Origin of the sequence: Streptomyces humicola (genome assembly GCF_024436035.1) — a bacterium.
Lineage (GTDB): Bacteria > Actinomycetota > Actinomycetes > Streptomycetales > Streptomycetaceae > Streptantibioticus_B > Streptantibioticus_B humicola.
The window spans coordinates 1-21,565 of the sequence record NZ_JANFNG010000034.1 but is presented as its reverse complement, the minus strand read 5'-3'; the positions used below and the strand labels follow the sequence as shown (position 1 = coordinate 21,565).

Below are 21,565 nucleotides of genomic sequence, written 5' to 3'. Positions count from 1 at the left end.
CGTAGAGGCGACCTTGACCAAGGGTCCGTACGGACTGGTCCGCTTGGGGGAGTCTGGGTCCCTATCCCTAGACAAAGGACGGACTTGACGGCGGGGAAGCGGGGCGAGGCGCGTCTGGGCTTCGTATTGCTCTCAAGTGCTGCCCGCGCGTGAGGCGGTTCGCCCATCGCCGGTTGGACTTTCCGAACTACATGGCCGTTGGCAAAGCGGTGTAGCGTCTGGGAGATCACAAAGTCGTCCTACGGGGGGAATCCCAGATGCGTCGCATACGTCCGCTCGTCGCCACCACGGTGGCCGCCATTGCTCTCACCAGCCTCTCCGCCTGCTCCGCGGCCCAGAAGGCCGCGCAAGGCGCTGCGGCTCCTATGGTCTCCGTCGCTGACGCGATGTCGATGACGACCAAGGCCACGCAGAAGTACACCTCGGCCAGCACAAAGATGTCGGAGCAGGTGACCGCCAAGGGCCAGGCGGTGGATATGACCGGCAGCGGCCATATCTCCTGGAGCCCGCTGGCTATGGACATGACCGTCACCAGCCCGCAGTTGGCGAGCAAGCTCGCCGGCGACTCCTCGCTGCGCATGATGATGTCCGGGACGACCATGTACATGGGCTTCACCGGGAACGCGCCTGCGGCCTTCAAGGGCAAGCACTGGTTGAAGATGGACCTGTCCAAGAACGCTGCGGCGGCTGAATCGCTGAACAAGACCAGCGGGACGGATCCGGCCACCCAGGTCAAGCTGTTTATCTCCTCCGGCGACATCAAGCGCGTCGGCACGCAGACGGTGGACGGCGTCTCGACAACGCGCTACTCCGGCGCTGTGGACCTCGCCAAGCTCGCCGCCAAGCAGGAGGACTCGCAACTGAAGTCGCTGATCCAGCAGGACAGCAAGCAGGGCATCACCAACATGAACGTGGACCTGTGGGTCAACGACCAGAACCTCCCCGTCCGGGTCCAGGAGGCCACCGCGCCATCCTCCTCGATGCAGCTAAAGGTGACGATCGACTACTCCGACTTCAGCACGACGCCGGTCACCATCACCCCGCCCGCGGCGAGCGACACGATGGACCTGCCCTCGCAGCTGCCCAGCTCCTGACCTCGTGGGCCGGTCGTCCAGTGAGCTGGTGCCTGGCGGACGGCCGGTCACGAATGCCTCGAGGCAATCGCTGAGCACTGGTCGCTCCCCTGTGCCGCGGTTTGTGCCGGCAGGTCGTCCCCCGCCACGGCAAGGCCATCGTAGGAGCGGCTCCAGCATCCGCCGCGATCAGCCTTCTGCCGGGCGGACGCGCCCCCGCGTATCAGCGGTCCGGGCTGTTACGGGCCGAACCTGCGGTCCTTCGGGACGCTGCTGGCCGCAGAAGGGCATCAGCACTGAGCGCATCGCGATACTGGTGGCCGAGCTGCTGGACAGCGAGGTGTCCCCCGGATTCGTCGACCGTTGCCCGGCACGGCCGGATGCGCCGGTCGCTGGTCAGGCGGAGGGTGAGGGGCGGTCGAGATCCAGACGGATCACGGCCAGGGTCTCGGCGACCTCGACCGTCAGCTCGTCGTCCGGGCCGAACACCAGGCACAGGTCCTCGTGGAGCGGTTCCAGGACGCTCAGCGCCTCCGCTGTCCGGCCCTGCGCGAGCAGGAGCATGCCGATGTCGCGGCGCAGCTCGACGGCGTCCTCGCTCACGTCACCGTCGACGGACCGTACGATCCCGAGGACTTCGCGCAGTCCTGCCAGCGCGTCGGTGATCTGGCCGAGTTCGCCGCGGCACCGGGCAGCCTGGGCCCGGCTGTCCAGCGCCTCCTTGCTTCTCGGGCCGCTGATCCGGCCGTAGGCTTCGGCGAGCGCTTCGAATTCGGGCAGCGCGGCCCGGTGGTCGCCCGCGAGTTGCCGGCTGAACGCCCTGCGCCTGCGCAGCCCGAGCACCATCTTGTTCTCGGAGCCGAGTGCGCGCGCCGCCGGGCCAATCAGCTCACCGACCACCTCGGCGGCCTGGGCGTAGCGCTCCTCCTCCATGAGCGCGGCATAGTGGGCGTGGACCTCCCTGATCTGAGCGCGCAGCGTATCTGGCAGCGGCACCGGAGCAGCGGGCCGCTCCTCTGTGGTGACCGGCGCGGACCGCGCAGTGCTGGTGCCGGCGCGTGAGCGGGGCGCGTACGGGTGTCGGAAGATCCCCGTGGGGTCGGGGACCGCGGCGGGCCCTGCCTCCTCCGGCACGGTCTGCTCGCCGGGTGGCGGCAGGAAGGGCCGCAGCCGTTCGTACACCTCCTGCACGTCTGCGGGGCGTGCCTCGGACGCCTTGCGGAGCAGGTGCAGGACCAGCTCCTCCAAGGCGGCCGGCACATCGGCGCGCAGCTGCCGCAGTGGCGTCGGGGCGGCGTTGACGTGCTGGTTCATCAGCTGGAAATCGCTGTCACCGGTGAACAGCGGGCGCCCGCACAGGAGTTCGTGGAGCACGCAGCCGAAGGCGTACAGGTCGGTCTGCGGGGTGACGTGCCCGCCGCGAACCTGCTCCGGCGACATGTACTGGTAGGTGCCGACGGGGCTGCCGGTCGCCGTCAGCTTGGTGACGTCGGTGCGCAGCATCGCCGCGATGCCGAAGTCCAGGACCTTCACCGTTCCGTCGCGGGCGACGAGGATGTTGCCCGGTTTCAGGTCGCGGTGCACCACCGGCACGTCGTGCGCGTACGACAGCACGGTGGCGACCTGCGCCGCGACGGCCACCGCCCAGCTGACCGGGAGCGGTCGCGCCGGGTTGATGTAGGCGGTCAGCGGCACGCCGTCGACCAACTCCATCACCAGGAACAGATGGTCGTAGGTCTCGTCGAGCACGGCGTCGTATACCTGCGGCACGCCCGGATGCTGGATGCGCGCGGTGATCCGCGCCTCGCGCCTGAACCGTTTCGCGAACTCCTCGGCCAGCTCCGGCGTCGTCACGGACTGGGGCCGGATGAGCTTCACGGCCACGGGCCGGTCCAGTACGGCGTCATAGCCGCGCCATACGTCTCCCATGCCGCCATGGCCGTAATGTTCGAGCAGTTCGTAGCGGCCTGCGATCGGTCGGTTAGGCACCGTGCCCCCGTCGAGCATCCGATGTGGTCTTAAGGATCAGTCTCCCTGCCCAGGATTCGCCCCGTCCAGGCGGAGCCGGGCCGGCAGGGACGTACGCCGTCGGGGCCCGGTGCGAACCCGGACCCCAAAGGGGTCACACGTCGTCCAGGCCCTCCTCGTTGCGGATCATCCGCCACGCGGCGCGCCGCGCGCTGCGGTCCAGGTTGGACTTGAAGCTGCGGTCGGCGCCGAAGTACCGCTTACCGAGGGTGTCGATGGTGGAGACATGGTCCATCATGTAGCCGTTGAACGCCTTGTCGAAGACGACGCCGAAGTTCTCCTCGTCGTTGACGACCGCGGCGGCGCGGACCTTCGGGTCGTTCTTGGCGGCGTTGAAGGCCGGGAGGATGTCCTCCTCCGTGAACTCGGTGCCGAACCTCGCGTTGAACTTCTCGATCAGCTCGGACAGCAGTGACTTCTCGGCCTCCTTGGCGGCGCCCACGCCGTCGCCGAACCCCTTGAGCTCGGCGGGCCCCTCGGGGCTGAGGGAGATGTCGTACTCGCCGGTCTTCTCGACGCGAAGGTGGCTGAGGTCGACCTCGCCTATGTCCACGCCGCCGTCGGCGTTGCGGGGAAGCCGGTTGAGGAGGTAGCGCCCGTACAGGTGCAGCCGCTCCAGCTCGGGGTCGTGATACGGCACGATCTGGGCGAGGAAGCCGTACTTGCGGACGTAGTCGTTGAGGTTGGCGCGGAAGTCCTCCGCCGTCTCGACGTCGTCCTCCTCCTCGCTCTCCATGAGGGCGGTGAACCGGGTGACGGCGGGGGAGAGGAGTCGGTAGAGCTCGGCGTGGAGCTTCTCCCACCTGGCCTGCGAGCCGCCTGCCTTCTCCTTCGCCTCGAAGTACGCGGCGGCGAACTCGTCCATGTCCTGCTCGGAGATGACCGGTGCGGACATGACGCGGCTTTGGGCCGTGTAGAGGAGGTTCGGGTCGGAGGGGAGGGTCGTCGCCTCCTCGAAGTACGGACGGAAGGCGTCCTGTATGTCCTCGGCGTGGTTGACGAAGTCCAGGACCGCCAGATCGGCCTGGGACTTGCGCTCGGCGGTGCGGTTGAGGCGGGAGATGGTCTGCACTGCAGAGATGCCGGTCAGCTTCTTGTTGACGTACATCGTCGTGAGCAGCGGCTGGTCGAAGCCGGTCTGGTACTTCTCGGCGACGACCAGGATCTTGTACTCCTGCTGCCCCTTGCCGCCCGCCTTGACGGCCTTGTCGTCGGCACGGACGTACGCGAACGCCTTGGGCAGCGCGCTCTCGGGAAGACCGCCGTTCTCCTTGCTCTCGGTGGTCTCCTCCCCGTCGATGGTGAGCGAACCGGAGAAGGCGACGAGGACGCCCAAGTCCGGGTAGATGGAGTCGTAGTCGCGGTCCTTGAGGTAGCTCTTGATGGCCCGCGCCATCTCCACGGCGGACTGCCGGGACGCCGTAACCACCATCGCCTTGGCACGTCCACCGAGCCGGCCACGGGTGTGCGCGACGAAGTGCTCCACGATCACCTGGGCGTGCTGGGCAACGGTGTGCTCGTGCATGAGCGCGAACCGGGCAAGCAGACTGTTCGCCTTGGAGGGATCGACCTCCTTCTCGTCCCGGTTCAGGTTCGCCAGCTTCCAGTAGGTGTTGTACGTGACGTAGTTACGCAACGGGTCGAGGATGAAGCCTTCCTCGATGGCCTGGCGCATGGAGTACGTATGGAACGGGCGGTATACCGCCTTGCCGTTCTCCATGCTTTCGGTGCCGAAGAGTTCGAGAGTCTTCGCCTTCGGGGTGGCCGTGAAGGCGAAGTAGGACAGATTGGCGGCCTGCGAGCGTTCTTCGGCCTTCGCCTTGAGCTTGCCGTCCAAGGTCTCCGGCGTGTCCAGGGTGACGGAGCTCGCGCCCTCGTCGTCGGAGTCGGCATCCAGGCCGAGGTCCCGCAAGGCGGCCTTGACGGCGGTGGCGGCATCGCCGGACTGGGACGAGTGCGCCTCGTCGACGACGATCGCAAAGCGAGTGCCGCTGATCTCGGTCGGGTTGCGCTTGATGTAGTCAAGCAGCGCCGGGAACGAATGCAGGGTGACAGTGACGATCTTGCCGGTGTCCCGGGAGAGGGCACGGGCGAGCTGCTCGCTCTTCGCGCCGTGCTTCTCATCGACCTTCACGACCAAGCCGTCGGTCTGGGAGAAACTGCCGACGGTCTCCCGGAGCTGGGCGTCCAGGTTACGGCGGTCCGTGATCACGATGACCTTGTCGAAGACGGGTTCGCCGGGCGTGATGCGGTTGTTGCGCAGGGCCTCGGGATCGAGCCCGTTCGGGGCGGTGTCGGCGTGCAGATCGCTGAGGCGGTGAGCAAGCCAGCCGACGGTGTTCGACTTGCCGGAGCCGGCGGACGCCATGATCAGATAGTTCTGGCCAGTGCCGTGGGTGGCCGCGTGGGCGGTGAGTTTCTTGACCACGTCCCACTGGTGGAATCGGGGGAAGATCGTGGACTTGGTGGTGCCGCCGCCGGGGGTCTTGTGCTTCTGCTGGTGCGCGAAGCGCTGGAGGAGGTCCAGCCAGTTGTCCCGCTGCCAGACCTGCTCCCACAGGTAGGAGGTGGCGTACATGCCGAATGCGGTGGGCGCTGGGTTCCCGGCCCCGCCGGGCTGGCCGGGGCCAGTGGAGCCGGTGTTGAACGGCAGGAACTGGGTGCTCTTGCCACGGAGCTGGGTGGTCACGAAAACCAGGTCCGGGTCGACAGCGAAGTTGGCGATCACGCGCCGGGTGAAGATCAGCTCGGTCGGGTCGCGGTCGGTCCGGTACTGCTCCTTGGCGTGCTCGACGCCCTGCCCAGTGAGTGGGTTCTTCAACTCGGCGGTGGCGACCGGGATTCCGTTCAGGAACAGGGTCAGGTCGAGGCGGTGGCCCCAGTCGGCCTGCTTGGTGGCGTAGGGGAGCTCGCGGACGATGGTGAGGCGGTTGGCCCGGTAGCCGTCGAGCACGGAGTCGGCTGAGATGAGGTTGGGCTTGAAGTACGCGACGCGAAGCCGGACGCCCCGGTCCTTCACGCCGTTCCGGAGGATGTGCAGCAGCCCGCTGTCGGCGATCGCCCGGTCCAAGCGCTGAGCGAAGCCCCGCTGGGCCTCGTTCGGGTCGCCACCGTAGACGGTCAGTAGCTCGTTCCACTCGTCAGGCTGGGTGGCGCCGATGAACGCGAACAGCTCGCTGGTGTCCAGCCCGAGATCGGGCCGGTAGTCCTCGGGGTTCGCCTTCCGCCAGCCACGTTCGCACAGGGCGGCAACGATAGCGGAGCCGAAGGCGGACTCGTCATGCGGCGCGGGTGCAGGGCTCATGCGGGGAGTCCTTCCGTTACGTTGCGGCCACTGGCGGCGGACACGTCGAACTGGCCGGTGACGGCGGCGGTGATGAGAGACTGGCGGCGTTCGCCCAGCAACGTGGTCTGCCGAATCATCGCGGCCTGCAGCTTGCGGATAAGCGCAGAGTGAATCGCCAGCTGATCTGAGATAGTCCTCTGCACGGAGATCGGCGGAAGAGGAAAGGAGAAGCCACCAATCTGATCTCCACTCAGGTGTGGAACTGAGACACCCGTGAGTTCGCCCTCCACCGCTTGACGGAATTGAGAGGAGCGCAAGCTCCAGTAGACATACCGCATATCTATGTCTGCAGAATTTGGCCGCAGGCAAGCAACGCGTTGAAGCAGCAAGGCAGGTAGGTCTTCTTCGTCAATGAAGGTGATACGCATACCGCTGGAGATCCAAGGGCGATCCATACCGAGAACCAGATCCCCCGCGCGCAGGTGGAACCGCACAGGCGTTGGTGTTCGGTCTTCATCCCATGAAACGCAGTCCGTCCAGGACGTCTGGTCGACAGAGACGTTGACCCCGCGCAGGAGCCGCATCTTGCCGCTCGGCGAAAATCCGTCACTTGGAAACGCATAGCCTGGGATCACCTCGCATAGACGGCTCACCTTCCCCTTCGCCCAGCCCAAGCTATTGGTTTCGACACCTAGTTTCTGCAGCGTTTCAGAGTCGCCGGCCAAAGCGCCATCGACGAGTTGCGTCAGCAGAAGACTCAGCAGGTCTCTTTGCGAGTCACGTAGTCGACCAACTCGGTCGATGCGAGCTGTCTCGGCATCGAGGAAGTCGGCGATGCGGCGCTGCTGCGCGAGGTCCGGGGATACGAAACGGATGTTCGCGTAACGCTCAGCGTTAAAGTTCTGGATTGTCGATGATACCGACTCCGCATGGATAGTGTGCTGGAATGGAGCGCTGCGGGCAACGTAGGCGAGGAACCGCGGGTCCACATCCGAACGGGGACGGAATCTCACCAGATAGCCCGCGAACGTCATACCTGCATCGCCAGGACGAACAAGGTAGGACTGCCCAGGCGGCGTTCCACTGCGGGAGAGCAGTAGATCCCCCGCTACAAGGGTGAATCGCTCCTCGGAAACGGAGTCTACGAAGACTCCGCAATCTTCAGGAATCAGGGTACCAGTGCTGATGTCCGTGGTACGCAGCAGCCGTACTCCTGACTGGGCATACGCTTCTGCCGATACGTTGAGACCGTATTGACCGGCGTCGAGACAGAGGTCTTTAAGGCGAACACTGCGCCACCTGCTCACTGGGTGACCTCCCCCAAGAGCATCTGGATCTCAGCTTCCAGCGCTTGCAACTCCACGTCGATTTCCGCCAACGGTCGCGGCGGTTCATACACGTAGAAGTGCCGGGTGAACGGGATCTCGTACCCCACCTTGGTCTTGCTGTGGTCGATCCACGCGTCCGGCACGTGTGGGTGGACCTCCCGCTTCAGGTACTCCTCGACTTCCTCGCCCAGCGGTACGTTCTCGTAGTCCCGCAGCTCCGGGTCCGGCTCGGGCGTGCCCTTGATGAGCTGGACCTCGCCCTCCGGGTCCCGCACGCCGATGGCCTCGCGTAGCGCCCTCGCGAAAGGCGCGCCCGTCGGCCATAGCAGCCCGGCCGCGACGACCGCGTCCTTCAACGCCACGAACGCCTCGGACTTGGTTTCCCACGTCGAGCCCAGCAGCGTCCGCGCCGCCGACAGGAACTCCTCGCTGGCCTCCAGCTTCTGCACCGGCTTGGCTGCCGCCAGCGCGGCCAGCGTCTCCTCCGTGACCTCGAAGCGGAGCTTCAACGGCCGCTCCACCGTGATCCGCTGGTACCCGAAGTCCGTGTTGGCGAAGACCTTGACCTTCGCGTGGAGCGGGTGTTCGGGGTTCTCGGCGGCGGCAAGGGCCTCGCCGTACAGCCGCGTGATCGTCGCGATGTGCTCCTTGCCGAGCTCCTTGCGCTTGTCGCCGAGGGACTTGCGCATCTTCTGCCACTGGTCGCGCGCATCCAGCAGTACGACCTTGCCCTTGTGCTCGGGGTTCTTGCGGTTGGTGAGGATCCAGAAGTAGGTGGAGATGCCGGTGTTGTAGAAGAGCTGGTCCGGGAGGGCGATGATGGCCTCCAGCCAGTCGTTCTCCAGGATCCATCTCCGGATCTCCGACTCGCCCGAGCCTGCCGCGCCCGTGAACAGGGGTGAGCCGTTGAAGACGATCGCGATGCGCGAGCCGCCCCCGCCGTTGACGTCGACTGGCTTCATCTTGGAGATCATGTGCTGGAGGAACAGCAGCGAGCCGTCGTTGATGCGCGGCAGCCCCGCACCGAAGCGGCCGGCCTCGCCGAGCGTCTGGTGCTCGTGCTCGACCTCCTCCTTGACCTTCTTCCACTCCACGCCGAACGGCGGGTTGGCCAGCAGGTAGTCGAAGGTCCTGCGCGTGTGCCCGTCGTCGGAGAAGGAGTTTCCGAAGACGATGTTCTCCGGGTCCTGGCCTTTGATCATGAGGTCGGACCGGCAGATCGCCCACGACTCGGGGTTGAGTTCCTGCCCGAACATCTCCACCGTGGCGTCGGGGTTGAGCGCCTTGATGTGGTCGTCCATCGCCGAGAGCATGCCGCCCGTGCCGCACGCAGGGTCCATGACCGTGCGGACCACACCGGGCAGGTGCAGCGCGTCGCCGTCCGGGGCGATCAGCAGGTTCACCATGAGCTTGATGACCTCGCGGGGCGTGAAGTGCTCACCCGCGGTCTCGTTGGACTGCTCGGCGAAGCGGCGGATCAGCTCCTCGAAGATGTAACCCATGTTGTGGTTGGGCACGTTGTCCGGGTGCAGGTCCAGGTCGGTGAACTTGCCGATGACCTTGTAGAGCAGGTTTGCGCTGTCGAGCCGCTTCACCTGCTGGGCGAACTCGAAGCGGTCCAGCACTCCGCGTGCGTTGTCCGAGAACGCCCCCACATACACCTGGAGGTTCTTCGCGGCGTTCTGCGGGTCCGCCGCGATCTTCTTCAGACTCAGGTTTGACTTGTTGTAGAAGGAGTGGCCCGAGGCGCGGCGCAGGAACCCGTCCGGGTCGATGCCGCTGTCCTTGTATTGGGCGGCCAGCTCCGCGACCTTCTCCCGTGTCGGCTCCAGTACGCACTCCAGGCGCCGCAGCACGGTGAACGGCAGGATGACCTTGCCGTAGTCGGACTGTTTGTAGTCGCCGCGCAGGAGGTCGGCGACGGACCAGGCGTGGTTCGCCAGTTCCGTGTGCTTGCTGCTGTTCAACGGGTTCCCTTCACAAGGTCCGTCCGGTTGGGTGCGGAGGAAGCCAGTGTGCTCGATGCCGGGGGCGCTCGTCCCGGCGTCAGGCGGAATCGGACTCGGGTTGAGTGCCGGGGGGCAGGAGGGCGCCGCCGGTGAGTCCGGTGCCGAGGAGGTCTGCGGTGGCGGTGGCCAGGTCGGCGGCTTGCCGGGCGGCGGCGCGTAGCTCGTACAGGCGGCGGAACGCCTTGCCGTAGCGGCGCTGTTCGGCCAGCGGCAGCAACGGGAGGCGCAGGCGCCTAGGGTCGATCTGGATGGTCGTGGTACCGGTGGATGCGGCGTTGATGTTGTCCTCGGCGGACAGGAAGCCCGCCAGGAACCAGGAGTCCAGGCGCTCGGGGTCGGGGCGGAAGAGGTGCAGGTTCGGGCCGAGGAGGCATCCGGCGTCGGTGGCGTCCGCGACTCGAACGATGGCGCCCGGGGCGACGGTGCGGAGGCTCGACAGCAGGATGTCGCCCTCCTCGACGAGGACGGAGGCTGCTCCCGCCTGCCCATCGGGGTCTCCGGAGGCGCATCCGCCGGTCGCCACGTCGTACCCGGTGAGGACAGCCCGGCCCGCGTACTCCTCACCCTCACCCGGTCGTTCGGATTCCTGGGCGCCGCGCGTGCCGGGGGCGGCGCGGTGGAGGGTGAGGGCTCCGCCGCGTGTGAGGTCGGCGATGGTGGCGGTGCGCCAAGAACGCGCGCCCTCCCCCGCCGGCTGCCAGCCGCCACCGCCGCTGGACGCCGCCAAGATCGTGACGCCCTCCTTCAGCCGGCGTCGCAGTTCCTCAGCGCGCTTGGCGATCGCGGCCGGGTCAGCAGCGGACGGGCTGGTCCGGACGTGACGAGTCGGGGTGATGTCGACCAGGTCGTCGAGAAGCTCGATGACCGGGACGGCGCGCGCCACGCCGGGCTCGTCAGCAAAGCCAGCAGGATCGGCAGCAAACAACCGCCAGTGAGCCAGGACGGTGTCGCTCAGCGCGGTCCAGTCAAGGTCCGTTCGTCCCTCCCGGGAGCGGGCCGGCGTGCCCGCCGCTTGGGTGGGCAACGTGTGGGCGGGGCTAGGTCGTTGGTCGGCGGCGGTGTCGATGAACAGCACCGTGTGCTGCCCGGTCTCGTCCGGCCGCGGGCGTTGCAGGATCCACAGGTGCAGGCCGATGTGGAAGGGGGTGGCGGCGCCGGGCGGCAGCGCGATGACGGCGCGCAGGGCGCTAGCGCGCAACAGTTCGGCGCGTACCCGGCGGCCGGAGGCGCGTGAGGCGGTGGCGGGCGGCAGGAGCATGACCGCGAGGCCGCCGGGGGCGAGGTGGGCCAGAGCGTGCTGGACCCAGGCGAGTTCGGACTCGGCGCGCGGTGGCAGGCCGTAGGCCCAGCGGGGGTCGTAGGCCAGGTCGTCGTGGCCCCAGTCGCGGTCTCCGTACGGTGGGTTGCACAGGACGGCGTCCACGGTGAGGCCGGGGAAGGCGTCGGCGCGCAGCGAGTCCCCGGCGCGCACGGCGACCTCGGCGCGGGGGGCGGACAGGTGTAGCCGCACGGCGCTGCGCTGGGCCTGGACGGGGATGCTGTCCTGGCCGAACAGGCAGGTGGCGCCGGAGCGGGCGGCGGCGAGCAGGCTGCCGCTGCCGCAGGCCGGGTCGAGCACCCGCGCCGGATACGGGCCGGGGCCGGGTGCCAGCAGGCAGGACATCAGATCGGCTAGCCGCTGGGGGGTTTGGTAGGCGCCGCTTGCGGCGCTGTCCTCCAACTCGCGCTCGGCGAGGACGTCGAGAGCGGCCTGGGCGCTCTGCCCGTGCACGCAGTGCAGCAGGGCGCGCAGCAGGGACGCGTCGTCCGGCGTGTAGGTGATGGCGTCCGCGTCGGGGACGACGTCGGTCAGCTTGCCCACCGCTTCCTGGCAGCGTGCCGCGAGATCGGCGTCGGGGAGCCCGCTCAGCGCGGCCAGGTCGTCCTTGTCGCGCTCGGCGGCGGCCAGGACCAGGGGCAGCAGGCGGGTGGCGGCGCCGTCGGTCCCGGTATGCAGGCGCAAGACGGTGCGCAGTTCCTCGGCCGGTGAGGCGGACGATACGTGGCCGCGCGCCGCGAGCCAGGCGCGCACCGCCTCCAAGTCGTACAGCGGGCTGGCATCGGTGCCGGCGACCGGGGCGGGGAAGTCGGCATGCCTGCGGCGCCAGTTGCTGACCGTGGCACGCGTCACCCCCGCCAGCCGGGAGATCTCGGCGGCGGTCACCTGTGCGGACGGCTTCGGCATGACCTTCCCCCACTCGGTGGCGAGCTGACGCACACACCCTACACGACGATCCACTCCAGAAGATGTGATTGACAGTGCTTTCATTGTTCTGCTTATCTGGCTCTGCTTCCGCTCGAGGCTTGGTCCTCGTAGCGACTGCGCTGATCTCCAGCACGCAGGAAGCCCGGCCCTGCCCCGTCCCTCCGCCCACCGGGCGAACGGGGCTCGCGAGTCGACCGGACAGACCAGTTCCAGAAGTTCCAGACGTAGGCGCCGCGCGGGACAAGCAACTGCGCAGGACAACAGGGGAGGAACACGCCTCATGAATCACAACCAGCCCCCGGCTAACCCGTACCCGTACGGTCAGCAGCCGGGATACGGGCCGCCCCAGCAGCCGCAGAAGAAGTCCAGGAAGGGCCTCTTCGGCTGCCTCGGATGCTCGGGCGCGCTGGCTCTGCTCGTCATCATCGGTCTCGTAGCCGCCGGCGCGACGGGCACGACCACGGGCGCGCACAGCAACTCCTCCGGCAGCCCGACCGCCACCGCCCCGTCGAGCAGCGCTCTGAACCAGAAGCCGACTCCGACGGCGGCGCCCACGGTCGTCATGACCGACAGCGGAAGCGGAATCAAGAACACCCCGTCCTTCACAGTCGGCGGCAACTGGACGCTCCAGTACACCTTCAACTGCGCGGCGCTCGGGCAGCCCGGCAACTTCATCGTCACCGACGAGACGGGCATGCCGCTCGCCAACGAGCTGAAGTCCCAGGGCAGCGGCCAGGATCCGCAGTACGACGCGGGCACCCACCACCTTCAGATCAACTCCGAGTGCGACTGGACCGTGAAGGTCGTCAACGGCGGCTGACCCCCTCCCGGCCACGCAACGGCCGGGACCCCTCACGAGAAAGGAATATGGACATGACGAGAGACAGAATCGTCACCGTAGTGGCGTGCTGCGTCGCTGTCGCCGCCGTCACCGGCGCGGTCGCCGTGAACGCGGTCGACTCCTCCAGGATCGCCGGCAAGGACCGGGCGGTGCAGGCGGCGCGGGCCGAGACGCGCGCCGCCGACGCGAAGGCGGCCAAGCCGATCACCGTCACCAAGGTCGTCCAGAACCCGATCTTCGGGAAGTCCGTGCTGCTGGGCATCCACGCGGCCGGACAGATCACCTCCGGCGGCGTCTACGACAACGCCTCGACCACCCCGGACACCACGCCGGACGACCAGACCTGCTCGACCGAGTACGCGGACGACGCATCCGCGTCCAACATCACCATCGACCGGCAGCAGTACATGAACGCCTGCGAGAACAACGTCTACGCCACCGCCCGCCAGGACCCCGGGAAGTAACCAGCCCGCCATTCCGCCGCCCCACCCGGCAATCGCCCCGCCCCGCACCCGACCGAGCCCGGGACAGAAAGGGATACGGCCGCCCATGACCCCTCCCGAGACCACCGCCCTCATCGCACACCTCGCCTCCGACTTCGACGCCCTGCAGAAGGCCGCACTCGCCCACGCCTACGGCACCGCCTCGCCATCGACGATCGCCGCGCTGACTTCCCCTCAGCTCGCCGACGCCCACGTCGGCGCCCTCCTGCACGCCGAAACACTCGCCCGCGGCGGGTTGCACCGCGCCCGGCTCAGCGCCATGCCCACGCGGGAACGGCGAGTCATGACCGTCCGGCTGCAGCGGATCGCCCAGGCCCGCAAGCGCGCGGCAGCCGCGGCGAAGCACGCCCGCCTCGAGCCCGGAAGCTCCCCGAGGCCCCGGCTGCCGCTCGCCGCGCGCGTCCTGGCCAAGGCCCGCCCCTATGCCTTCCACGCGGCGTACGAAGCCGCGTGCGCCGAGCGCGAACTGGCGCCAACGGAGCTGGACGTGCCCGCTTCGAACGTATGGAACTGGGCGCGCGCACGAGGATTGGTCACCTCCGAACTCCCGCCGGACATCCAGCGGCTCCTTGCATGCTCCGATGAGGAGTTCGTCCAGGCACTGCTCCACGACGCCCGGGAAGAGGAGAATCCGCACCTGACCCACGACGCCGTCGTCGAGCACTGGGCAGCGCACGCCCGCACCGCGCAGGCGTGGGGCCGATACGCCATAGCCCTGGCCGAACGAGCCATACTCCAGCGCCCGGCGAACGCCCGAGCAGCCGAACTCGACGCCCTCGACGCCGCCTACCAGGACGCGGCCGTCCTGGCGCTGCGCGCCCACGAGGCCACATGGCGACATGCCGGGCTGCGCCGCCGCATCAGCCGCCTCGCCCATCCAGTCATCGGACAGCTGCGGCTGAAGTGTGGTTCCGAAGCGACCCGGCGCCTTGCCGCCGCCGAGCCCGAACTGTGGGAGGAGATTACGGCCGCAGCCGCCGCACACGAACTCTCCTGCAGGAACAGCAGCGAAGGCTGCCCCGCCTGCGCCCCCGGCCTGGCCGCGCCCTACCTCGCCCGCGACGACGAACCTCGCTCCCCGGCTGCCATCACAGCACCCATCGCCCTGGACGCTGCCCGCTACGCGCTGCTCGACGACGTACCGGCCAACATCCCCTGGGCGGTGGCCGACGCCGCCGTCAACACCGAGGAGTCCGCACTGTGCGGCTACGGCTGGGCCGCCGCCGACGGGACCGCCGGCTGGGGCGACTCCCTCGCATCCACCAGCGGCGAAGCCGAGGTCATCGCCGTCTGCCAGGCGCTTCTCGCCCTGGTCGACCGTCATCCGTCGCTCCAGCGCGTCCTCGTGCTGTGCGACAGCATCCAGGCGGTCGAGGCCGTGCGCCACGCCGTCAACGGCTCGGAGCCGTCCATCATCCAGCGCACCGTGCTCTTCCCCGATGGCCGCGCGCTGCTCGACCAACTCGCGCCTCACCGTGACCGCATCGAGGTCCGCTGGCTCAAGGGTCACATCGGCCACGACCTCAACGAGGCCGCCGACGCCCTCGCCCGCCTCGCCCTCCACCGCGCCAGCGGCCGCACCCCCGAATCCGTGGCACGCAAGTCAGCAGAACAGATCACCAACTCACTTCGTGCTGGCGGCCCCTCCGGGCTGGTCGCCTGATCGCAGACCAAAGACAGACCAGATCATGACCGCAAAATCTTCCTGATAGCTTCACTCTTCACGCTCATTCGTGACATACTCTTGGAGGGCGCTCCATGCTTGGAATCGCTCTACGCGCGGTTGGCTCCGCGTCCGCGCGGTGTCTCTTGCGCCGTGCCCCGCTCCGGCGTTCGCATGGAGTGGCCCGGTGAAGCTCCTGCTCTTCTCCGATCTCCACTTGGACACGCCATTCCGCTGGGCACGGCCGCAACTGGCGCGGGCACGCCGACTGGCGCTACGCCAAACCCTCGAGCGCATCCGCGATCTCGCGATATCCGAAGATGTCGACGCGCTGCTGTGCGCGGGCGACCTGTACGAGCACGACCGGGTGGCAGCCGACACCGGCGCGTTCCTCTGCTCTGTATTCGGCGCACTTCATCCGCGCCCGGTGTTCCTAGCGCCCGGCAACCATGACTGGTACGGACCCAGCAGCCTGTACCGGCAGGTTGACTGGCCGTCCAACGTGCACGTCTTCACCGAGGCACGCCTGTCCCCGGTCGAGCTCGCCGACGGCTTAACCCTGTGGGGAGCGGCTCACCGGGCGCCGGCCAACACCGATGGTTTCCTGGACGGGTTCCGGGTGGACCGCGGTGGTGTGAACGTGGCACTGTTCCACGGCTCCGAGCAGTCCGAGCTGCCCTACCAAGAGTCGGGCAAGGCGCCGCACGCGCCGTTTCGGGCCGCTCAGATCCGCGAGGCAGGGCTGGACCACGCCCTGCTCGGCCACTTCCATCTGCCGAAGGACGCCGAGACGCACACCTACCCGGGCAATCCCGACCCGCTCGAGTTCGGTGAGACCGGCGAGCGCGGAGCGGTGATCGTCACGGTGACGTCCGACGGCACCGTCGCGCGGACACGGCAGCGCGTCGCGCACAGCGAAGTCCACGACGTGACCGTCCGACTGGACGGCGTCGAGCACACCGGGCAGGTACGCGAGCGCGTCGCAGCAGCCGTGGCCGCAATGACCGGCATCGCCCGGGTGACTCTGGAGGGCGAGGTCGCGCCCGACATCAACGTGCGGGCAGAGGGCCTGGAGGGCGTCGCCCCGCATCTGGAGGCGCTGGTGGCCAGGCTCGGCGCGGTGCGCCCGGCCTACGACCTCGCGGCGCTGGCCGAGGAGGCCACCGTACGCGGCCAGTTCGTCCGTGATGTGCAGGCAGCAGCGCATCTCGACGAGGACACCCGCCGACGAGTCCTGATCACCGGTCTGCGGGCCTTCGACGGTCGCGCGGACGAACTGGAGGTGCGCTGATGCGCATACACACGGTCACCGCGCGCGCCTTTGGCCCGCTGGTCGGCGAGACCCTGATCCTCACCCCCGGTATGACGGTTGTCCACGGCGGCAACGAGTCCGCGAAGTCCAGCTGGCACGCGGCCACCTACGCTGCGCTGTGCGGCCGACGCCGTGCCAGGGGCCGCCAGACCACAGAGGACCAGCGCTTCGCCGACCGGCACCGCCCGTGGGACCGTCCAGAGGAGTGGGGGGTTTCCTGCATCCTGTCCCTGGACGACGGACGCCGGATCGAACTGCGCCACGACCTTGCTGGAATGGTCGACTGCCGGGCCACCGACCTGGCGCTGGGTCGCGACGTGTCCGCCGAGATCATGCACGATGGTGCGCCCGACGGCTCCCGCTGGCTAGGCCTGGACCGCCGTTCCTTCGCCGCCACCGGCAGCGTCACCCAGGCCGAGCTGCTGTCCGTCCTCGATGCAGCCGGCAGCCTGCAGGAACACTTGCAACGCGCAGCGGCGAACGCGAACACGGACAGCACCGCCGCCCAGGCGCTGGAATGCCTGCAGGCGTTCCAGCGTGAGCACGTCGGTTCGGACCGCAGCAACAGCACCCGCCCACTACGCCGGGCCAAGGACCGGCTGGTCCGAGCCGAAGAGCACCTGAACGTCGTCCAGCGGCTCCACGAGGACTACCTGCAATTCGTCGCCGAGGCCCAGGAATGTCGAGAGGCGGCCCGGGCCGCCGCTGACGAGGTTCAGACCCGCGACCGTGTCATCGTCCGGCTGGACCGGCTTATCGACCATGCCGCGGATGCCGCGAGGAAACAGGAGATTGCAAACCGGCTCGTCGAGCGGCTGAACACTGTGTCCAGTGAGCTCAGCCGGGAGCGGCATCGCCTGGAGCGTGCCAGGCAGCTCCACAGCGTCCTCGGTGGCAAGGCACCCGACGACGGCCTGATCGGGGAGAGCACCGCCCGGCTGGTCGGTGACGCCATCAGCGCCTGGAAAGCCGCACCCGCCGCACCCGTTCTCACGGGGCCGACGTCCGCTGAACTCGCCGCAATGATCGCGGAACTGCCGGAGCCACCGGACGGCGACACCGCCGTCCACGACGAAGTGCGCGCTGCGACCTCCGAGTTCGAGAAGGCCGCAGCGGTGCTCGAAGAGCACCTTCGCAGCAGACCGGCGGAATCGCAGGCCGACACCGAGGTGGACACCGCCGTCCGGGTGGGACCGGCGCGGCTGCGAGAGCTCGCCCAGGCTATGACCGCGCCTCTCCCCGAGATGCCGGACGGACTCCTGAGCGAACTCGACGCTACCGCCGCTGAGCGGAGCAGGACTGCCGAGGCTCTGGAGCAGGCACGCCGACAACACGGCGAGGCACAGCGTGACCTACGCGACGCCGAATCCGCTCGCGCCGCGGTGCAGGGACGACTGGCCGCACAGCAGGAGGCACGGGTCGCGGCCGCGGCCATCAAGGCTGCCGCCACAAAGCGGCGCCGGACGGAGCTGGCCGGCGCGGGAGTGCTCTCTCTCGCAGGGGGTGCAGGCCTGCTCGCAGCCGGGCAATCCGTCGTCAGCGCCGTCAGCGGAATCCTCGGCGTGGCCCTGCTCGTGGTCGCCGCACTGAGGCGGCGCGCGCGGCCGAATGCGAACACCGAGGAAGAGCCCGCGCCCGAGCTGGCTGCCGCCGAGCAGCGGCTGGCCCAGGCGAGCCAGCGGGTCACTGACAGCGATACCGTTGTGCGGCGGCTCGAAGCCGAACTGGCCTCCGCCGAGGGCGCGGCCGCGGCCGCCCAGGCGCGGCAGGACGAGCATCAGCGCGCGGTGCGCACCGCCGAGACGGTCCGGGAGAAGACAGCCGCGCTCTGCGCCGAACTCGACGTGCCAGGCGACGCGGAGCGGCTGGCGACCCTGGCCGCCCAAGCCGAGCATGCCATCGCCACGACCGAGGCGACAGCCCATTGGACCGAGCGGTTCGAGCGGCTTCGTGCCGGCGTTGACCAGGCCGAGCGGCTGCTTCGCGACACACTGGTCGCCCATGGCACAGATGGCACCGGTGGCTCGATCGAGGCGATGCGGAACGACTACGAGGACCAGTGCCGTGCCCGTGCCGAGCAGGCCGCAGCTGCGAGCCAGCGCGCGGCCCTTCTCCAGCAACTCGAAGCCCGCCGCGAGCGCGAGCACAATGCCGCCCAAGCCGAGGCGCTGCGCGCTGCCGCTCTAACTGACCTGGTAGCCGCGGCGGAGGCCGCCGCAGTCAGAGTCGATTCGGCGTTGAACACGGACGACGTGACCGGCACCGCCTGGGCACTGACCGCCGCCCTGACCCAGTGGCAGCACGAGCGCGCGACGGCGCAGGCTGCCCTCGATGAGCAGCGATCGCAATGGAGCACACTGCAGACCCTCCTCGACGGCGCCGGCCTCGACGACCTCGCCGCCGCCGTCACCACCATGGAGAGCCGGCATGCGCAGGCGGAAACCGAGGCACATACGGCCGAGGAGCAAGCCCGAACCGCAGCGGCCAAGCTCGCCGAAGGCGCAGAACGCGAAGGAATACCGCACCCGGACACCGTCCGCCTCACAGGACTGCGGGAACGAGCCCGCCAGGCCCTCGGCGAGGCTCGCACTACAGCCAGCTACGCTGCCGACTGCGCCGCAGCCGCCGACGGTGCCCTCCAGGAACGCACGCGGGCCCTGCCCTCGGTCCCCGAGGCAGAGGAGGGGGCAGCCGCGGCCCGACGTGAACTGGACCGTGTCGAGCAGCTCGACATCGTCCTGTCTCTCACCCAGCAGTTCCTTCACAACGCTCAGGAGCGGGTACACCGCGACATCGCACCTGTGCTGGCAGGCAGCCTCAAACAGTGGCTCCCGCGCATCACCGGCGGCCGGTACGTCGACGCGATCGTCGATCCGTCGGACCTGCGCGTGCGTGTCTGCGGCGACCAGCGGACCCTGCGCCACTCCGAGCGGCTCTCCCGCGGAACCGCCGAACAGATCTACCTACTGCTGCGGATCGCCCTCGCCAGCCATCTGGCCGTCCGCGACGAATCCTGCCCGCTGCTCCTCGACGACGTGACCGTACAGTCGGATGCCGAACGCACCCGGCGGCTCCTCGAACTACTCCACGAACTCTCCGCTCACCAGCAGGTCATCCTCTTCGCGCAGGAGCAACTCATAGTCGACTGGGCCCGTGACACACTCACCGGCCCCGCTGACTCCGTCGTCGCGCTGCGCCCGGTCGCCAGCCAGTGACATCCGCGACCGCTGACTCCCCGGCCACGTCGTGATCAGGCGACTGTCGGCCTGACCGCTGATCAGTCAGCCCTGGAGATCTCTGGAGACACACTCTCCTATCACGAGGAGGAGCTGCGCAGACATGTCAACACCGTCGTGCTGTGGAGCAGCGCTGCGCTTCCCGAAACGCGATGATTCCTGTTCCGGAAGGATAGGCACATGAAGCAACTAGAGGCTCACGAAGTGCCGCTGCACAAGGTGTTCTGCAGCGACTACGACTTCCGCATCCCGAACTACCAGCGCCCCTATGCCTGGCAGCCCGAGCAGGCCGAACAACTGCTCTCCGACCTCGCCGAGGCACTGGACAGCAGCGGGGACGAGCCGTACTTCCTCGGTTCGATAGTCCTCGTCAAGGAGCCTCGCGATGCCGCAGCAGACGTCATCGACGGGCAACAGCGGCTCACAACGCTGACGATCCTGCTCGCGGTGCTACGCGATCTCGCCGAGGACCCCGGACTCCAAGCCGAGTTGGATGCCCAGATCGCCGAGCCCGGCAAGATGACCCTGGGGCTCACGGCCAAGCCTCGGCTGACCCTGCGGAGCAAGGACGCCGGCTTCTTCCGCACCTATGTGCAGACCAAAGGCTCGATCGCCACGTTGCTGGAACTGAAGACTGACAAGCTGAAGACCGATGCACAGCAGGCCCTGCAAGCCAATGCCCGCGCGCTGCATCTACAGCTGTCCACGTGGTCGCCCGAGCGGCAGCTGAAGCTGGTGCAGTTGTTGGCCGCCCGCACCTTCCTCGTTGTGGTGAGCACCCCGGACCTGGAGAGCGCTCACCGCATCTTCAGCGTAATGAACGCCCGCGGTCTGGACCTGTCGCCAGCCGACATCTTCAAGTCGTTGATCATCGGAGATCTCGACCTCGCGACCGGGGACGATTGCGCCGCGAAGTGGGAGGACGCAGAGGAGAGCCTCGGCCGCGACGACTTCGCCGACCTGTTCCTACACCTGCGCATGATCTTTGCCAAGGAGCGCGCCAGACGCGAACTTCTCAAGGAGTTCCCCGAGCAGGTCCTCAACCGGTATTTCCTACCAGGCAAGGCGCAGGACTTCGTCAATGACGTGCTGGTGCCCTACGCCAACGCCTACGAGCAGATCCGTGATCACAGCTACAGCACGCCGACCGGAGCCGAGCAGGTCAATGCCTGGTTCAGGCGGCTGGCACAGATCGACAACAATGACTGGCGGCCCTCCGCGCTGTGGGCGCTGCGTAACCACGGCCAGGACGCGGGCTGGCTTGACCGCTTCTTCCGCACGCTGGAGCGGCTCGCCGCGAGCATGTTCATCCGCCGCATCTACACGACGCCGCGTGTCCTGCGCTACGCCGAACTTCTGAAGGAACTTGACGGCGGTTACGAGCTGGATGCCCCGTCATTCACACTGACCGGAGACGAGCGGGCGGCGACCCGGGAGCGGCTCGCCGGACCAATCTACCTCGACACCAGAACCCGTAAGTACGTCCTGCTGCGTCTGGACGAAGTACTGGCCAACAGCTCTGGCGCCGTCTACGCCTATCCGTTGATCACGGTCGAGCACGTCCTGCCGCAGAAGCCGAAGACGGGGTCTCGCTGGCTGGACGACTTCGGTGAGGACGAGCGCGAACGCTGGACGCACCGGCTGGGCAACCTCGTGCTGCTCAACCGCGCCAAGAACTCCGAGGCGCAGAACTATGATTTCGCGACCAAGAAGGCCAAGTACTTCACCAGCAAGCTCGGCACGGTCAACTTTGCACTGACCGCGCAGGTCCTCAACTACGAGACCTGGACCCCTGAAGTGCTGGCGAAACGTCAGGACTACCTTCTGACCGCGCTCAGCACTGAGTGGGATCTGTGACCCTCCGCTTGCCGAACACGTCATCCGCCCTGGCAAGGCGGCACGTTGGTTGCTACTCGTGGGGGATACCCGAGCGGCCGTTCCGGCATATGTCGGGTGGCGGTCTGGGGTCGGGATTGAGATCCGTTCCGAGGCAGTGCTGAGCGCGTTCCCTGGCTGACGCCATCTGACCGGGGCAGCGGAT

12 protein-coding genes are annotated in these 21,565 nt (G+C 68.0%); 7 read left to right on the top strand and 5 right to left on the bottom strand.

Features of this window, described 5'->3' with window-relative positions; all coding sequences use genetic code 11:
* The first annotated feature begins 257 nt into the window (after positions 1 to 257).
* Positions 258 to 1,094: an SCO4651 family lipoprotein gene (locus tag NGB36_RS28345; RefSeq protein ID WP_255923422.1), complete on the top strand. Its 837-nt coding sequence runs from the start codon at positions 258 to 260 to the stop codon at positions 1,092 to 1,094.
* A gap of 375 nt (positions 1,095 to 1,469) precedes the next feature.
* On the opposite strand, the gene NGB36_RS28340 is transcribed toward NGB36_RS28345, so the two are convergent.
* The 5 genes from NGB36_RS28340 to NGB36_RS28320 form a co-directional block, all read right to left on the bottom strand.
* Positions 1,470 to 3,002, bottom strand: a complete 1,533-nt coding sequence (locus NGB36_RS28340) for a serine/threonine-protein kinase (protein WP_372509551.1) — start codon at positions 3,000 to 3,002, stop codon at positions 1,470 to 1,472.
* A 193-nt stretch (positions 3,003 to 3,195) separates the two neighbouring features.
* The gene (locus NGB36_RS28335) at positions 3,196 to 6,405 is read right to left on the bottom strand and encodes a type I restriction endonuclease subunit R (protein ID WP_255923420.1); all 3,210 of its coding nucleotides are present in this window, start codon (positions 6,403 to 6,405) and stop codon (positions 3,196 to 3,198) included.
* The gene (locus NGB36_RS28330; RefSeq protein ID WP_255923419.1) at positions 6,402 to 7,694 is read right to left on the bottom strand and encodes a restriction endonuclease subunit S; all 1,293 of its coding nucleotides are present in this window, start codon (positions 7,692 to 7,694) and stop codon (positions 6,402 to 6,404) included. Before NGB36_RS28330 ends, NGB36_RS28335 begins: the two co-directional genes overlap by 4 nt.
* Positions 7,691 to 9,682 carry a type I restriction-modification system subunit M gene (locus NGB36_RS28325; protein ID WP_255923418.1) on the bottom strand — a complete coding sequence of 664 codons (1,992 nt, stop codon included), beginning with the start codon at positions 9,680 to 9,682 and terminating at the stop codon, positions 7,691 to 7,693. The genes NGB36_RS28330 and NGB36_RS28325 overlap by 4 nt, the downstream gene beginning before the upstream one ends.
* Before the next feature lie 79 nt (positions 9,683 to 9,761).
* Positions 9,762 to 11,948, bottom strand: coding sequence for an N-6 DNA methylase (locus NGB36_RS28320; RefSeq protein WP_255923417.1), 2,187 nt, complete (start codon positions 11,946 to 11,948; stop codon positions 9,762 to 9,764).
* 301 nt (positions 11,949 to 12,249) lie between these two features.
* On the opposite strand from NGB36_RS28320, the gene NGB36_RS28315 reads away from it, so the two are divergent.
* The 6 genes from NGB36_RS28315 (at position 12,250) to NGB36_RS28290 (ending at position 21,381) form a co-directional block, all read left to right on the top strand.
* Positions 12,250 to 12,789, top strand: coding sequence for a hypothetical protein (locus tag NGB36_RS28315; protein WP_255923416.1), 540 nt, complete (start codon positions 12,250 to 12,252; stop codon positions 12,787 to 12,789).
* A gap of 53 nt (positions 12,790 to 12,842) precedes the next feature.
* Positions 12,843 to 13,274, top strand: coding sequence for a hypothetical protein (locus NGB36_RS28310; protein WP_255923415.1), 432 nt, complete (start codon positions 12,843 to 12,845; stop codon positions 13,272 to 13,274).
* An 85-nt stretch (positions 13,275 to 13,359) separates the two neighbouring features.
* Positions 13,360 to 14,976 carry an RNase H family protein gene (locus NGB36_RS28305; protein WP_255923414.1) on the top strand — a complete coding sequence of 539 codons (1,617 nt, stop codon included), beginning with the start codon at positions 13,360 to 13,362 and terminating at the stop codon, positions 14,974 to 14,976.
* A gap of 187 nt (positions 14,977 to 15,163) precedes the next feature.
* Positions 15,164 to 16,267 (top strand): metallophosphoesterase family protein, encoded by a 1,104-nt coding sequence (locus NGB36_RS28300; protein WP_255923413.1) that lies wholly within the window; start codon positions 15,164 to 15,166, stop codon positions 16,265 to 16,267.
* On the top strand, positions 16,267 to 19,503 hold the full coding sequence (locus NGB36_RS28295) for a hypothetical protein (RefSeq protein WP_255923412.1): 3,237 nt from the start codon (positions 16,267 to 16,269) through the stop codon (positions 19,501 to 19,503). Before NGB36_RS28300 ends, NGB36_RS28295 begins: the two co-directional genes overlap by 1 nt.
* 201 nt (positions 19,504 to 19,704) lie before the next feature.
* The gene (locus tag NGB36_RS28290) at positions 19,705 to 21,381 is read left to right on the top strand and encodes a DUF262 domain-containing protein (RefSeq protein ID WP_255923411.1); all 1,677 of its coding nucleotides are present in this window, start codon (positions 19,705 to 19,707) and stop codon (positions 21,379 to 21,381) included.
* Positions 21,382 to 21,565: the final 184 nt, after the last annotated feature.

What these genes read in the sequence shown, in the direction of transcription:
- NGB36_RS28345 (WP_255923422.1), top strand. Translation starts at nt 258, where the DNA reads ATGCGTCGCATACGTCCGCTCGTCGCCACCACGGTGGCCGCCATTGCT.
- NGB36_RS28340 (WP_372509551.1), bottom strand. Translation starts at nt 3,002, where the DNA reads ATGGGAGACGTATGGCGCGGCTATGACGCCGTACTGGACCGGCCCGTG.
- NGB36_RS28335 (WP_255923420.1), bottom strand. Translation starts at nt 6,405, where the DNA reads ATGAGCCCTGCACCCGCGCCGCATGACGAGTCCGCCTTCGGCTCCGCT.
- NGB36_RS28320 (WP_255923417.1), bottom strand. Translation starts at nt 11,948, where the DNA reads ATGCCGAAGCCGTCCGCACAGGTGACCGCCGCCGAGATCTCCCGGCTG.
- NGB36_RS28315 (WP_255923416.1), top strand. Translation starts at nt 12,250, where the DNA reads ATGAATCACAACCAGCCCCCGGCTAACCCGTACCCGTACGGTCAGCAG.
- NGB36_RS28310 (WP_255923415.1), top strand. Translation starts at nt 12,843, where the DNA reads ATGACGAGAGACAGAATCGTCACCGTAGTGGCGTGCTGCGTCGCTGTC.
- NGB36_RS28305 (WP_255923414.1), top strand. Translation starts at nt 13,360, where the DNA reads ATGACCCCTCCCGAGACCACCGCCCTCATCGCACACCTCGCCTCCGAC.
- NGB36_RS28295 (WP_255923412.1), top strand. Translation starts at nt 16,267, where the DNA reads ATGCGCATACACACGGTCACCGCGCGCGCCTTTGGCCCGCTGGTCGGC.
- NGB36_RS28290 (WP_255923411.1), top strand. Translation starts at nt 19,705, where the DNA reads ATGAAGCAACTAGAGGCTCACGAAGTGCCGCTGCACAAGGTGTTCTGC.